Annotated in this window: 11 protein-coding genes; 1 reads left to right on the top strand and 10 read right to left on the bottom strand. The window is 60.8% G+C overall.

Going from position 1 to position 15,503, the window contains the following annotated elements; all coding sequences use genetic code 11:
* On the bottom strand, positions 1-754 hold a 754-nt coding region (locus tag HCZ87_RS15050), incomplete at its 3' end, for an NAD(P)-dependent oxidoreductase (RefSeq protein ID WP_167644942.1).
* A 114-nt stretch (positions 755-868) separates the two neighbouring features.
* On the opposite strand from HCZ87_RS15050, the gene HCZ87_RS15045 reads away from it, so the two are divergent.
* A complete protein-coding gene (locus HCZ87_RS15045) occupies positions 869-3,346 on the top strand; it encodes a penicillin acylase family protein (protein WP_167644940.1) in 2,478 nt (825 codons plus the stop codon).
* Between the two features lie 20 nt (positions 3,347-3,366).
* On the opposite strand, the gene hflX is transcribed toward HCZ87_RS15045, so the two are convergent.
* The 9 genes from hflX to dusB form a co-directional block, all read right to left on the bottom strand.
* Positions 3,367-4,638, bottom strand: a complete 1,272-nt coding sequence (gene hflX, locus HCZ87_RS15040) for a GTPase HflX (protein WP_167644938.1) — start codon at positions 4,636-4,638, stop codon at positions 3,367-3,369.
* Positions 4,638-4,877: an RNA chaperone Hfq gene (hfq, locus tag HCZ87_RS15035; protein WP_005611588.1), complete on the bottom strand. Its 240-nt coding sequence runs from the start codon at positions 4,875-4,877 to the stop codon at positions 4,638-4,640. The genes hflX and hfq overlap by 1 nt, the downstream gene beginning before the upstream one ends.
* Before the next feature lie 132 nt (positions 4,878-5,009).
* Positions 5,010-6,551, bottom strand: coding sequence for a TrkH family potassium uptake protein (locus tag HCZ87_RS15030; protein WP_167644936.1), 1,542 nt, complete (start codon positions 6,549-6,551; stop codon positions 5,010-5,012).
* A 1-nt stretch (position 6,552) separates the two neighbouring features.
* Positions 6,553-7,929: a Trk system potassium transporter TrkA gene (gene trkA / locus HCZ87_RS15025; RefSeq protein ID WP_167644934.1), complete on the bottom strand. Its 1,377-nt coding sequence runs from the start codon at positions 7,927-7,929 to the stop codon at positions 6,553-6,555.
* Between the two features lie 104 nt (positions 7,930-8,033).
* Positions 8,034-9,446, bottom strand: a complete 1,413-nt coding sequence (locus HCZ87_RS15020; RefSeq protein ID WP_167644932.1) for a sigma-54 dependent transcriptional regulator — start codon at positions 9,444-9,446, stop codon at positions 8,034-8,036.
* Positions 9,443-11,719: a PAS domain-containing sensor histidine kinase gene (locus HCZ87_RS15015; protein WP_167644930.1), complete on the bottom strand. Its 2,277-nt coding sequence runs from the start codon at positions 11,717-11,719 to the stop codon at positions 9,443-9,445. The genes HCZ87_RS15020 and HCZ87_RS15015 overlap by 4 nt, the downstream gene beginning before the upstream one ends.
* Before the next feature lie 99 nt (positions 11,720-11,818).
* The gene (locus HCZ87_RS15010; protein ID WP_167644928.1) at positions 11,819-13,198 is read right to left on the bottom strand and encodes a response regulator; all 1,380 of its coding nucleotides are present in this window, start codon (positions 13,196-13,198) and stop codon (positions 11,819-11,821) included.
* 18 nt (positions 13,199-13,216) lie between these two features.
* Positions 13,217-14,305: a nitrogen regulation protein NR(II) gene (locus HCZ87_RS15005; RefSeq protein WP_167644926.1), complete on the bottom strand. Its 1,089-nt coding sequence runs from the start codon at positions 14,303-14,305 to the stop codon at positions 13,217-13,219.
* Complete coding sequence (gene dusB / locus HCZ87_RS15000) at positions 14,302-15,288, bottom strand: tRNA dihydrouridine synthase DusB (protein WP_167644924.1); 987 nt, start codon at positions 15,286-15,288, stop codon at positions 14,302-14,304. Before dusB ends, HCZ87_RS15005 begins: the two co-directional genes overlap by 4 nt.
* Positions 15,289-15,503 lie beyond the last annotated feature (215 nt).

The raw sequence follows: 15,503 nt of genomic DNA, 5'->3' as shown, positions 1-15,503 counted from the left end.
CATCATCGGCCGCATCAAGGCAGATGCCCAGATCCTTGCGCATCCAATCGACCGCGAAGCCGTGTTCAAAGTGATCGTCCAGCATGGTCTCGTAGCGGTTCGCCATCTGCCAGCTGCCCGCGGCCCCCTGGCTGATGACCTCAACCACGGCGCGCCCGTCCAGACCTGCTTTTTCCGCGAAATGCAGCGCTTCACTCAGGCCCTGCACCACGCCGGCGATAGCGATCTGGTTACACATCTTCGTCATCTGCCCGGCGCCGCTCTCGCCGATGCGGCGACAGATCCGGGAATAGGCGGCCATGATCGGTTCGGCGCGATCATAGTGATCGCTGTCCCCGCCGCACATGATCGACAGAACACCATTTTCAGCCCCCGCCTGACCGCCCGAAATCGGCGCGTCCACAAAGCCGATTTTAGCTTCTTTGGCAGCAGCATAGAGCTCCTTTGTCACCTGTGCGGAGACCGTGGTGTGGTCAACAAGAATGCCGCCTTCGGCCAGCCCGGCAAAAGCCCCATCCGCCCCAAGGCAGACCGAACGCAGATCATCGTCATTGCCCACGCAGGACATCACGAATTCGGCCCCCTCAGCCGCCTCGCGCGGTGTCAGCGCAAAAGCGCCGCCGTGTTCTTTGACCCAGGCCTCGGCCTTTGCAGTTGTACGGTTATAGACGGTGACGTCATGACCTGCCTTTTGCAGATGTGCGGCCATAGGATAGCCCATGACCCCGAGCCCCAGAAACGCAACTTTTGCCATGTGCTTTCCCCCTGTTCAGACTTCGCATATGTTGGCGCCAACCCTAGCAGCCCGTCGCCCAAGTGCAATGCGCGGCAGGCGACAAATATAGAAATTCCAAGGGAATACACAGATATGGCACGCCTTTTCCGCTGGCTCCTGCGGCTGACCGCCGGATTGATTCTGCTCGGCGTTGCTGGGGCCATATTGGTCTATTATCTGGCCGCGCAATCCCTGCCCGAATACAATAAAGAGATCGCCCTGCCCGGTCCGACCGCGCCGATCGAGATTGTGCGCGATCATGCCAATGTGCCGCATATCTTCGGCAGCTTTGGCGCCTCGGATGAGGACGTGTTTTTTGGCCTCGGCTACGCCCATGCGCAGGACCGTCTGTGGCAAATGGCGGTGATGCGACGCACCGCGCAAGGTCGGCTGTCCGAAGTCTTTGGCGCCCGCACCGCAAAGACCGACAGTTTCCTGCGCCGGCTGGATCTCTATCGCCTGGCGCGCGCCTCTGTTGCCGCGCAAAGCCCCGAAACCCTGCGCCTGCTGGAGGCCTACTCCGCCGGGATCAATGCGCGGCTGCAGGAGGTCAACGAAAATGCCCTGGGGCGTGGTGCGCCGGAAATGTTCCTGTTCAACATGCCCATCGCCCCCTGGCAGCCCGCCGACAGTATCGCGGTGATGAAGCTGATGGCGCTTCAGCTTTCCAGCCAGATGCAAGACGAAATCCTGCGCGCGCAAACTTCACTTGCACTGGATAACCCCGCGCGTCTTAGGGATATTCTGCCCGATGCGCCGGGCACCGGCACCACCACATTGCCGGAATACACCAGCCTGTTTCCAGATTTGAACCGCCAGCTCGCCAAGGCCAAGATACCGCAGCAGCCCGCGATGATGCCGCTTGCGCCACGCGGGCTTGGTGGCGCCTCCAATGCCTGGGCCGCCGCGCCGAGCCGCTCGGCGGCGGGCGGCACCTTGCTGGCAAATGATCCCCACCTCAAGCTGACGGCCCCCGGCATCTGGTATCTTGCCCGGCTGGAACTCGGCACCGGTGGCGTGATCGGCGGCACCATTCCCGGCATTCCCGCCGTCCTCACCGGGCGGTCCGAGCATATGGGATGGGGGATCACCTCCTCCTATCTGGATGATCAGGATCTTTTCATCGAAAAGCTCAACCCCGATAACCCGCAGCAATACCTCAGCCCCGAGGGCTACAAGGATTTTGAGAGCCGTCCCTCGATCGTTCAGATCAAGGGCGGCGATCCGCTCACCCTGACCCTGCGGTGGACAGACAATGGGCCGGTGTTGCCCGGCTCGCTCTTTGGGCTCGCCTCGATCACCCCGCCCGGGCATGTTGTCTCATTGGGATGGACCGCACTGTCGCCCAATGACAGCTCGATGACCGCCGCGCTGGATCTGATGCGCGCAAAGAACGTCGAGGAAGCGATTGAGGCCGGAGAGAATTTCATCGCGCCCTCGCAAAACCTCACGCTCGCGGATGAGACCACAATCGCTCTGAAGACCATCGGCGCCATGCCGGAGCGTGACCTGAACAACCAGAGCAAAGGGCGGCTGCCCAATCAGGGATGGCGGCGCGAGAACCAATGGCAGGGGCGTTTGCCCTATGCCGCCAACCCGGAGTTCTTCAGTCCCCGCGGCGGCATCCTTGGCAACACCAACAACAAGCTGCTGGAGCGCCCCTTTCCCGCGCATGTCTCCTACAACTGGGGCGACACCCAGCGCATCAACCGCTGGCGGCGCCTGATGCAATCGCGCGAGGTGCACACCCGCGACAGCTTTATCGAGGCGCAGCTTGATACCGTGTCCTATAGCGCCCGCACCCTGCTGCCCCTGATCGGCGCGGATCTGTGGTTCACCGGCGAGGCCGCCCCCGACGGCACCCCGGAACGTCAGCGCCAGATTGCCTTGTCGTTGCTGGCGGAATGGAATGGCGAGATGAACGAGCATCTGCCGGAGCCGCTGATCTATGCCAGCTGGGTAAGAGCTTTGCAGAAACGCCTGATCGAGGATGATCTGGGACCGCTTGCTGATGCGTATACCCAGGTTGACCCCTTGTTCATAGAACGAGTGTTCCGCGACGTGGATGGCGCCAGCGCCTGGTGTGACGTGCGCCAAAGCGCGCCCAAGGAAAGCTGCACAGATATGGCGCGGCTGGCGCTTGATGACGCCCTGATCTATATCGAGGAAAACTATGGCAATGCGCTCCAGGCGCTGCGCTGGGGCGACGCTCATCAGGCCACGCAGGATCATGAGGTACTCGGCGATGTGCCGCTGCTGCGCTACTTCGTGAACATTCGCCAATCCACCAGCGGCGGTGACAACACGCTGCAACGGGGCCTGACCTCGGGCGAAGAGCCCGCGCCCTTCAACAACGTGCATGCGGCCGGCTATCGCGGGGTCTATGATTTTGCGGATCCCGACAGTTCGGTCTTTGTCATCGCCACCGGCCAATCCGGCCATTTCCTGTCGCGCTATTACGATGACATGGCGCAGATCTGGCGGCGCGGCGAGTATATCCCGATGTCGCTGGACGAGGATCTGGCGCGCGCCGCTGCGGTCGGGGTGACCCGGATCACCCCCCGCAACTGATCGCAAAATAAGCGGCGCCCTTACAGCGCCGCGTATTTTGCCTTTTGTTGTTCGGTCCAGCGCACAGTGATGTCAAAGCCCTGCTCGGTCTGATCCTCGGACAAGACGACCTCCTGCTTGAAGAGCCAGGCGCGCTGCTTGCCTTGCGAAAAATCAAGGCTGAGCACTTCTTCATAGCGCAGGCCTTGCAGTTTTTCGGCGACATGTGTCAGCAGCGCGGGCAGCCCCTCGCCGCTCACGGCGGAAATCGCAAACAGGTCCTCGCTGCGCACCGCGCGTTGGCGGCAGGCCTCGGCCTCTTCCTCTGGCAGCAGGTCGATCTTATTCCAGACCTCGATCTGCACACGGTCCTCGTCAACCCCGAGCGAGGACAGGATTTTCTCCACATCCTCCGCCTGATGGTCGCTCTCGTTGTGGCTGATGTCGCGCACATGCAGGATGATATCGGCGGCCAGCACCTCTTCCAGTGTCGCGCGGAACGCCGCGACCAGCTCGGTCGGCAAATCGGAAATAAAGCCCACCGTATCCGACAGGATCACCTCGGGCCCGTCCGGCAATTCCACCCGCCGCATGGTCGGGTCCAGCGTGGCAAAGAGCATGTCTTTTGCCATCACCTCGGCCCCGGTCAGCTTGTTGAAAAGCGTGGATTTTCCGGCGTTGGTATAGCCAACAAGCGCGACAATCGGATAGGGGATCTTGGCCCGGGCCGCGCGATGCAGCGTGCGGGTTTTGACCACTTTATCCAGCTGACGGCGCAGCCGCACCAATTGTTCGTCAATGGCGCGCCGGTCGGCCTCGATCTGGGTTTCGCCGGGGCCGCCAACAAAACCAAGACCGCCGCGCTGGCGTTCAAGGTGGGTCCAGGCCCGCACCAGCCGCGTGCGCTGATAGCTCAGCGCGGCCATCTCCACCTCCAAGACACCTTCACGGGTGCGGGCGCGATCCGAGAAAATCTCCAGGATCAGCCCGGTCCGGTCCAAAATCTTGACCTTCCACGCCTTTTCCAGATTGCGTTGCTGCACCGGGCTGACCGGGCCGTCGATCAGAACCAGCTCCACCTCTTCGGCCTGAAAGAGGGTCTTGAGTTCTTCGATCTTGCCAGACCCGAACAGCATCCCGGCATGCGCCTTGGGCAGGCCGACAATGGTAGAGCCGATTACCTCAAGATCTGGCAAGGCCGCAGCAAGCGCAACGCCTTCTTCGATCGCCGGACCTGCATCGCGACGTGTCCTGTCGGATTTGATATCCGGATGCAGGACCCAGGCGCGGGTCTGCTTCCTGTCATGCTCCATCAATTGGAGTCTTCACCCTCATAGAGACTGATCGGCTGCGCCGGCATGATGGTGGAAATCGCATGCTTGTAAACCAGCTGCGACTGGCCATCACGGCGCAGCAACACACAGAAGTTGTCGAACCAGGTAATCACACCCTGAAGTTTCACACCGTTGATCAGAAAAATTGTTACCGGAACTTTGGTTTTGCGAACGTGGTTCAGAAACGCGTCCTGAAGATTCTGTCTGTCCGAAGCCATTTGATTGTTATCTCGCTTTTGTTCTTGTTACGCGTTGCGGCCCAACGCGCCCCTTGCGCGGAGTATGGACGCAGTTTTCTTTGGTTTCCACCCGAAAAACATCATTTTTACGCATGGGTTAACCAGATTTTCTCAGCGGCGCCAAAGATTGGGCGACAAGAGCGCAATAATCGCCAGGGTTTCCAAACGCCCCAGCACCATGGCAAAGCACAGGATTAATTTCACCGGCGCCGCCATCACTCCCAATTCAATCGGCACTTGCCCCGCCGCCTCGATCAGCGGGCCAGTCGTCGAGAGCCCGGCCACCGTCAGAATCATTGCCTGTTCAAAGGGAATGCCAAAGGCCGAAAACGCCACCGAGATCAACGTCAGGGACAGCGCGAACAGCATGAAAAAGATCCAGGCGACAAAGGCACCATTGCTTTGCAAACGCCGGTTGCCACGCCCCTCGCCACTGACAGAGGACGGCAGAACCAGCCGCTCCATCTCGCGCAAACCGTTGAGGTATAGCGCATAAACCCGCAAGAGCTTGACCCCGCCGGCGGTCGTGGCAACGCCGCCCCCCATCACCGCAAGCCCAAGCAGGATCATCCCCGGGGTCTCCAGCCCGGACCATTGCTGCGCGCTGGTCCAATAAGCGCTTTCAAACCCGTTGGTGGTCAGGAACGACGCAATGGTAAACACCGCTCCCCAAAGCGAGGCCAAGCCCTGAAGCAGATCGCCCGAGGTGCTGACCTCCAGCGCCGCGATCCAATGGCGCAGAAACAGCAAGAGCGTGACACCGAAAATAATCAGGATGCCCGTTTTGAATTCCGGGTCCTTGTTCAATCCGCGATGGCCAACCGCAACGGTATCTGACGAAAAGGTGAGACGCGACAAGGCAAACAGCAAAAACAGGAACATCACCATTTCGCCGCCAATACCCGCTTCTGCGGCGCCAATGCCACCGATCGGCGACATGCCGGAGGTCGCCAGAATGGACATCGCGTGACAGGCCGCAACCAGCCCGGTTTCTCCACAGAGCACCAGCAAGATCGCCAGGGCCAGCGTCAGCCCGAAATACACCGGCGCCAGGGCCTTGGTCACCAGGATCAGCTTGCGGCGCGGATCCGGGCGGTGGCTCTCCAGCAAGACCGCGTCGCTGCGCCCCGGTTCGGCGCGCGTCGTGACCTCAAAACCACCCAAGGACAGCGGCGCCAGAACGGCCGAGGCCGCAATCCACATGAACAAGCCGCCAAGCCAGGCCACCTGCGCGCGCCACAGATGTACGGAATCCGGCAGCCGTCCGGGACGGTCGAAAATGTCAGCGCCCGTCGTCGTCAACGCGCTGACCATGTCGAAATAGGCGTTGAGATAGCTGGTATTGCGCAACGCATCCTGCAAGGGGATGGCCAGGAACAACGGCAGGAAAACAAAGGTCGCCAGCAAGGTCATCAACTGCCCGGGCATCCCATATCGCGGCACCCGATTGGCCAGCGACAGGCCGATGAAGGTGACTATCATCAGCCCGACGATCCCGGCGTAAAAGAAGCTCTGCGCGGTGGAGTGATCCTTGCTCAGCGCGGCGTGGATGGCGGGCACCCACATGGCAAGGGCAAAGATCGCCCAGATCAGCAGCAGCAGAGGCAGCCGCAGAACGCCGCGGACCTGAGAACGGGGACGTCGCCGTGCCATCCTAGAAGTAATCGATCGAGACCTGCATCAGGCGCTCGACCTCCCGCACATCCGCAGCCATGGCAAACAGGGCGATGGTATCGCCCGCCTCGATCTTCAGCTCGCCGCTGGGGCGCAGAAGCTCGCCGTTCTTGCTGACACCGCCCACCAGAACGCCTTCGGGAAAATCAATATCGCGGATCGCCTGACCCGCCATCGGCGAAGTCGAGAGCACCTCTGTCTCGATCACTTCCGCCTCTGCGTCGCCGATCGAATAGACCTGACGGATTCGCCCATAGCGGATATGGCGCAGGATCGAGCTCACGGTGGAGGCGCGCGGGTTGATATGGGCGTCAATGCCCAGATGCGGCAATAGCGGCAGCAGGGTCGGATCGTTGATCAGCGCGATGGCAAAGGGGCAGCCTTCGGATTTGGCCCGCACCGCCGCCAGCAGGTTGGTCTTGTCATCATCGGTCACCGCCAGCATCGCATCGGCCTTGTCGACACCGGCCTCAATCATCAGGTTGCGCTCCAGCCCGTCACCGTTGAGCACGATGGTACGCTCCAGCTCCTCGGCGGCCTTCTCGGCGTTCTTGCGGTTCTTTTCGATCATCTTGACGCGCGTGCGCCCGGCCCGGCCTTCCAGCGCCTTGGCCACTTCCAGTCCGACATTGCCGCCGCCGACGATCACCACACGATCCTGGCGTTTCTCTGTCTTGCCAAACACTTCCATCGTTCTGCTCACGTCATCCGCGTGGCAAAACACATAGGCCGCATCCCCGACAAAGAGCTGATCGCCCGGCTCTGGCGCAAAGAGCGTCCCGTCGCGGCGAATACCGACAACGATGGCGCGCAGGGTGGAAAACAACTCGGTCAGCTGGCGCAGCGGCGTGTTCACCACGGGGCAGTCTTCGTCCAGATGAATACCGAGGAGCTGCGCCCGCCCGTCCATAAAGACTTCGGTGTCAAAGGCCGCAGGCGCGCGCAGGCGCTGCATCGCGGCCGCCGCCACTTCGCGCTCGGGGCTGATCACCACGTCGATCGGCAGGTGGTCGCGCCGGTAAAGGTCGGAATAGATCGCGTGCAGATAGCTCTTGGCACGCAGCCGGGCAACCTTGCGCTGGATCGAGAACACGGAATGCGCCACCTGGCAGGTGACCATGTTCACCTCGTCCGAATGGGTGGCCGCGATGATCATATCCGCGTCGCGCGCGCCGGCGCGTTCCAGCACATCCGGGTAGGAGGCAAAGCCGGCAATACCTTGAACATCCAGCGTATCTGTCGCGCGCCGCACCAGGTCCGGGTTGCTGTCCACAACCGTGACATCGTTGTGTTCCCCCGACAGATGCCGCGCGATTTGCCAGCCGACCTGCCCGGCGCCACAGATGATAACTTTCATAGATCCGATCTCCGGGCGCTAAAAATGCACCTTTGCATGACAGATGGCGCTGACAGGGTCAATTTAATTCACCCTCGTCGCAACACAGCGGCGCAGACGCAGGTTCAGGCTGGTGTTTCTTCCTCATCCTCGACCCGCGCAACCCGCGTGCCAGCCTTGTTGGAGGTCACAACCCCGAGCGATTTCAGCTTGCGATGCAAGGCGGAGCGCTCCATCCCGACAAAGGACGCGGTGCGGCTGATATTGCCGCCAAAGCGATTGATCTGGGTCAGCAGATATTCGCGCTCAAACGCCTCGCGTGCTTCGCGCAGCGGCAGGGTCGCCAAGGCACCGGAAAGCACCACACGCCCTTCGGCTTCGACCTTCTCATCCTCACGTGGCAAGTCCTTGGCCTGAATGGGGTCAGAGTTTTCCCCAAGAATCAGAACACGTTCCACCATGTTCTTCAGCTGGCGCACATTGCCCGGCCACAGCATGGTCTGCATCAGGGCCACCGCATCTTCGCTCAGTTCGCGCCGTGGCAGACCTTGCGAGCGGTTGAATTCGTCGATGAAATGCTCCGCCAGCTGCGGAATATCCTCGCGCCGTTCCGAGAGCGACGGCACACAGATCGGCACGACGTTGAGGCGATGATAGAGCTCCTGGCGAAAGCTGCCCTCGGCAATCGCTTGATCCAGATCGCGATTGGTTGCAGAGATCACCCGCAGATCCACCTTGATCTTTTCGCTGCCGCCCACCCGGATGAACTGCTGATCCACCAACACCCGCAGGATCTTTGACTGGGTGCCCAGTGGCATATCCGCCACCTCGTCAAAGAAAATAACGCCGCCGTCGGCCTGTTCCAGCAGTCCCGGCTCCACGCCATGCTCGCTGCTCTCATGGCCGAACAGCACATGTTCCATCCGGTCGGGCTCGATGCTGGCGCAATTCACGGTGATGAAGGGCGCGGCGGATCTGTTTGAATTCGTGTGAATATAGCGCGCCGCCACTTCCTTGCCACTGCCCGCCGGGCCGGTCAGCATAACCCGACCGTTGGATTTGGTCACCTTGTCCAGCTGGCCGATCAATGTCTTGAACGCTGGCGAGCTGCCAATCATATCGGCAGCCCCCACATCCTTGCGGCGCAGGTCGGTGTTTTCCCGCCGCAAACGCGAGGTTTCCATCGCGCGACGGATCACCACCATGAGCTGATCAATGTTAAAGGGCTTTTCGATGAAATCATACGCCCCCTGCTTGATCGCGGCGACGGCGATTTCGATATTGCCATGGCCGGAAATAATGACCACCGGCACCTCGGGATAGTCGCGCTTGACCGTTTTCAGGATGTCGATCCCGTCCATCTGACTGTCTTTCAACCAGATATCCAGGATCAGCAAGGCAGGAGGCGCGTCCTCCAGAGCGGCCATACACCCCTCCGAGTTGGCCGCCTTTCGCGTGCCATACCCCTCGTCTTCCAGAATGTCCGAGATCAGCTCCCGGATGTCACGCTCATCGTCAACAATCAGAATATCACTCATGTCTGCCCTGCTACTACGGTTTGTCTGGTGGTGGTCTGCGGCGAGAGCGCCGGAAGATGGATCACCGCCATTGCTCCATGATGGCTTGCCCCGTCAAACAGCGGCGCATCTTCCAGCGCCAGGGTGCCACCATGTTCTTCGATAATTTTCTTGACGATGGGCAGGCCAAGGCCGGTGCCCTCGTTGCGCGTCGTGACATAGGGTTCAAACAGCCGCGCGCGATCCACCGGCAGGCCAATGCCATTGTCGGCAATGGTAATCTGATAGCCCCGTTCGTCAGCGCTGAGCTGAACCCGGATTTCTGGCGCATATCCCTCTGGCGCGCCTTTTTTGGTAAAGCTTTCCGTGGCTTCGCCAGCGTTCTTGATCAGGTTGGTCAGCGCCTGACCAATCATCGTGGCGTCCACATCCACCATTAACGGCTCACTCGGCAGATCTGACCTGAGCTTCATCTCTGGCTGGCCGGCCTGTTGCAACAGCACCGCATCCTGCACCAGCTTGGTCAGGTTCTCTTGCCGCCGCACCGGCTCCGGCATGCGGGCGAATTTGGAAAACTCATCAACGATACGCCGCAAGTCATTGGTTTGGCGCACAATCACATCGGTCATGGATTGCAGCTGGTCACTGTTTTCCTCGCCAAGCTTGGGGGCAAATTTGCGTTTGATCCGCTCCGCGCTGAGCTGGATCGGCGTCAGCGGGTTCTTGATCTCATGCGCGATCCGCCGCGCAACATCACCCCAGGCCGCCATCCGCTGCGCGCTGACCAGATCCGTCACATCATCAAACGCGACCACATAGCCCTCCAGCCGGCCATTCTCGCCCTGGCGCTGCGACATCCGCACCAGCAGGTTTTCCAACCGCCCCTGGCGGGCCACCTTGACCTCGCCCTGCGCCGTGCCCTGCTTGGTTTCAATCAGCTCCTCGTAGAGCGGCCCGAATTCCGGCACCGCGACCGACAGCGCCAGGGATTGCTGATCTTCCTGCCAGTCCAGGAGCCGCATTGCGGATTTGTTTACAAAGGTAACGCAGCCCTTGGCATCCAGCCCGACAACCCCGGAGGTGACCGAGCTCAACACGGAGTCAAACAAGCGGCGGCGCTGTTCGATCTGGCGCGTGTTTTTCAGCAATGTCTCTCGCTGAGCCTGAAGTTGTTGCGTCATCTGGTTGAAATACCGACTCAATTGGGCGATCTCGTCATCGCCTTTCTCCTCGGTCACCTGCACACCAAGGTTGCCTGCGCCGACCCGCTGGGCCGCGATCGTCAAACGCCCAACCGGGCGCGACAAGCGTTCCGCGAACCACATGCCCAACCACATGGCAGCCAGGATCAGGATCACCGCGAACCCCAGATAGAGCAGGCCAAATTCAAACAGGACCCGCCCACGTTCGCTTTCCAGTTGCTGGTACAGATGCGCCGTCTCCTGGGTATCGTCAAGCAGGTTCAGAAGCTCGCCGTCCACATCCCGGCTGACATAGAGATAGCGATCCACAAAGGCATTCAGCCGGACCAGCGCGCGGAATTCGCTGTTGTCCCAATCCTGTATGATCCGCAGCCCATCTGCCTCGGCGGCGTCGATGTCGCTGCGCGCGGGCATTTCAAAATCAAACTCATAAGAGCGCTCGCCCCGGGTCAGGATGGCGCCGGTGCCGTCGATCACATAGGCTTCTTTCAACCCACGCTGAATTTGCAGCTGTCCCTGCGAGAGAACCTGCCGCAACTGACCGTCACTCATGAAGAAATTCTTAGATCGGCTTTGATCCAGAAAGCGTGCCAGCGCCAGCGCGTCTTCCTCCAGATCTCCACGTTGCTGACGTTGATAGGCTTCGGCAGCTTTGACCGAATTGCCAATGGCGTCGCGGACCCGCTCGGAGAACCAGCCCTCCAGCCCCACGTTCACCGTCAGAACTGCAAAGACAGCGACCGTCACCGTCGGCACCAGCGCCAAAAACGCAAAGGCGCCGATCAAACGCAAGTGCAAGCGCGACCCGGCGGATTTTTCCCGGCGGGCCGCGATCAGACGCCCAATCTGGCTCAGCACCAATGCGGTGATCGCCAGCACATAGACAAGATCCGCCAACAGGATCAGCCGCAACGACGGCGAGCTTGCGCCCTGCCCAAAGGGTCCAATCACCAAAAATGTGACCAGCGCCATCGCTGGCCCCAAAATCACCAGCCCAAGAGCGGTAATATTGCGCGCTTTGCGCGACTTTCGCCAGCGATCCAAGGCGGCAAGCCAAAGATACGCCGAGCGGATATGTGACATCTGCGCCACCGCCTGCCCCCAGCTGATGTTGAGCGTTTTCCGCCCACCACATGATTTCGTGATCCTCCATACACCTTCTGGCGCAAAGGTCACGTGTCTGTGGCGATATTACATCAGTTTGCGGCGCCGTGTCACCTCAATATCGAGATCGGTAATCTTCTTGCGCAGCGTATTCCGGTTTATCCCCAGAAGATCGGCGCATTTCGCCTGATTTCCGCCCGTAGCAGCCAGCGCAATCTCGATCAGCGGTGTCTCCACTTCTTTCAGCAAGCGCCCATAGAGGCCCGGCGGCGGCAGCATATCCCCATGCAGGTCAAAGTATCGCTGAAGGTGGCGCGCCACCGCATCCGAGAGTTTCTCGTTGCTGGCACCGCCCCCCATGACCGGCTCGACACCCGTCGTCTGCGGCCCCAGTGCGGCGGCGACATCCGTCTTGCCGATTTCTTCACTTCGCGCCGTAAGCGACAGACGTTTAATGATATTTTCAAGTTGGCGCACATTCCCGGGCCAGGCGTAATGGCGCAGCACCTCGCGTGCGTCCTCGCTCAGCACCCGACGCCCCGCGCCCTCGCTTTCGGCGCGCAGCAGGAAATGCTCGCTCAACAAGGCAATGTCTTCAACCCGCTCGCGCAGCGCCGGCACCGCGAGCTCTGTGCCGCAAATCCGATAATAGAGATCCTGACGCAGGCTGCCCGCCTCCATCTGACCAGCAAGATCTTGCTGACTCGTGGTGGCAATAAACCGCGGCGCGTGATCGCCGGGCGCATCCATCATCCGCACCAGCCGCGCCTGGGCCTCATCCGGCAGATCCGCGATCTCGTCGATCAGCAGCGTGCCGCCCTTCACCTGCCCAAGCAGACGCGCCGGACCTTCCAGCTCGATCAGGTCAGAGGATTCGGCCACCACAAAGGGCAAGGTCCGCCGGTCGGAGAAGTCGTGAATCGCGCGCGCAATCAGTGACTTGCCAGTGCCGCTTTCGCCGGTGATCAGCAGCGGCATATCCGTGTTCATCACCCGCGCGATCAGGCGATAGAGCGATTGCATCAGCTCTGTGCGCCCCACCAAGGGCAGCTCGTCCGGGCGCTCTTCGGTTTGCGTCACCTGGCCGCTCGATTGTGCGGTGCGTTTTTCCGACAGCGCCTTGGCCGTGCGTTTCATCAACTCCGGCAGATCAAAGGGTTTGGGCAGGTAATCATAGGCTTCGGCCTCGGCCGCCTTGATCGCCGTCATGATCGTATTCTGCGCCGAGATCACGATCACCGGAAGGCCAGGACGATCTTGGGCGATCTTTGGCAGCATCTCCAACCCATTGCCATCGGGCATCATGACGTCAGAGATCACCACATCCCCTTTGCCCTCACCAACCCAGCGCATCAGCGTGGTCAGCGACGAGGTCGCATGCACCTTGCAGCCCGCGCGGGTCAAGGCCTGGGTAAGGACCGTTCGGATTGTACGATCATCATCTGCTACAAGAACCGTGCCATCCATGTCATTGTGCTCCTTGGATTATTCTTGCTCACGCGGGACACGCGAGAGAGAGAGTCTGAATACGGTTTGACCGGGCTCCGAGCGAACCGAGATCCAGCCGTCATGATCCGCGATGATCTTGCTCACCAGCGCCAAACCAAGGCCGGTGCCGTTTTCGCGGCCCGAGACAAACGGTTCAAAGATATCTTCGCGGATATTGTCTGGCAGGCCCGGCCCATCATCGGAAATCTCGATCTGAAGCGGCAGAAGCTTACCTTGCCCATCGCTGCGCCGCAGCCGGAACGAATGTTCGTAGAAGGTCCGAATGGTGATGGTTCCCCCTTTGGAACCCGCAGCTTCGGAGGCGTTCTTCAACAGGTTCAGCACCACCTGCAAGAGCTGATCCGGGTCGCCCCAGGCCAGCGGCAAGGAGGGGTCGTATTGCTCCAGGATCTTCATCTGCGCGCCAAACCCCAACAAAGCCGAGCGCCGCGCGCGGTCCAGCACATCATGCAGGTTCACGGGCCGAAAATCCGGCTCCGACAGGTTTCCAAATTGCTCGACCTGCTCCAGCAGCTTTACGATGCGACGGCTCTCACCCACGATAAGGTCCGTAAGTTCAAGGTCATCTGCGCTGAGGTTCATGCTCAGGAGCTGTGCCGCGCCGGTGATCCCAGCCAGGGGATTCTTGATCTCATGTGCCAGCATTTCAGCCATGCCAATGGCGGATTGCGCCGCGGATTTGGCCGAGTGGTTCTTGGTCAGCCGCCCGGCCAGCTCGCGCGGGGAGAGCATCAGCATCATATGGCCGGGGTGCCCTTGCAGCGGCGCGATCTGCACCGCGCATTGCAGTGGCGCCCGGTGGCGCGCCCCCACATCCACGTCGTTGACAAACAGCGGTGTGCTCTGGCTGCGAGCCTTCTCAAAGGCCGCTTCGATCTCCGCCTCGATGACAACTGTGCGCCAAATGGATTTTCCAATCAAAGACTTGCGCGACGAGTTTATGAAGCCCTCGGCAGCGGAGTTGACATCGGCGATACGATTTTCCGCATCCACAAGGAAGGCCGGCACCGGCAAGGAGGACCAGATCGCACAGTCCAGCGTGTGCGGGATCGTAGAGGGGCTCATGCCGCGCTCTCCTGTTCCTGTGCCATCAAGGCTTGCGGCAGAAGCCGCAGCACCTCGGCGCCACTTGGTGCGGTCAGAACCTCGCGCCGCAGCGCCATCGGCGTGGCGACCTCATCCATATACCAGCCCAGATGCTTGCGCGCCACGCGCAGCCCCAGCTGCGCTCCGTAAAAGCTCAACATTGCCTCATAATGCCTTGAAACCATGTCCACAAACTTTTGCCCCTTTGGGATATCCGGCGCGTCCAGCTGCCAGAGTTCATGCGCCACCTGCGCCAGGAGCCAGGGTTTTCCCTGTGCGCCCCGGCCGATCATCACCCCATCCGCGCCAGAGGCCCGCAGCGCCGCATTTGCATCCTGCGCATTCAGAATGTCCCCATTTGCCAGCAGCGGCACCGAGATTGCCGCGCGCACATTGGAGATCGCGCCCCAATCGGCCTTGCCTTTATAGAACTGACAGCGGGTGCGGCCGTGGATCGTCACCATCTGCACCCCGGCGTCCTGCGCCCGGCGGGCCACATCGGCGGCGTTGAGGCTGTTGTCATCCCAGCCAAGGCGGGTCTTCAGCGTCACCGGCACATCGACCGCGGCCACCACCGCCTCGATCAGCGACAGCGCATGATCAGGCGTTTTCAACAGCGCCGAGCCGGAAAACCCGCTGGTGACCTTCTTGGCCGGGCAGCCCATATTGATGTCGATCATCCGCGCGCCCTGATCGGCGACCTGACGCGCCGCCTCGGCCATCCAATAGGCCTCACGCCCGGCGATCTGCACCACGGTATTTTCCACATCCGCGCTCAACTCGGCGCGCTCGCGCACCCCCGGCTTGGCCTGAACCATCTCCTGGCTCGCGACCATTTCGCTCACCACAAGGCCCGCGCCAAACGAACGCACCAGATCGCGGAACGGGCGATCCGTAATGCCCGCCATCGGGGCCAGTGCCACTGGCGGGTCGAGGTCTATGGGTCCGACTGAGAAGGACAATTGATTAATCCTTGTGCATGTGAGTGTTTATTAGCTCGAAAACTCCCTATGCTCCATTCCAACACGTCATTCTAGCCGCTCTGCCGGATGCGTTTGCATAATTTTTAAGCACACAAAGACGGGACATTGCCTGTTTCCCCATCTCGCCGTAAATACGCGACAGATCTCCCCTGACAGGACTTGCGCCGCGCCATGACCACCGCCGTATTGATTGT

This window comes from Phaeobacter sp. HF9A (assembly GCF_011806385.1).
Taxonomy (GTDB): Bacteria; Pseudomonadota; Alphaproteobacteria; order Rhodobacterales; family Rhodobacteraceae; genus Epibacterium.
This window is presented reverse-complemented; position numbering and strand designations above follow the sequence as displayed.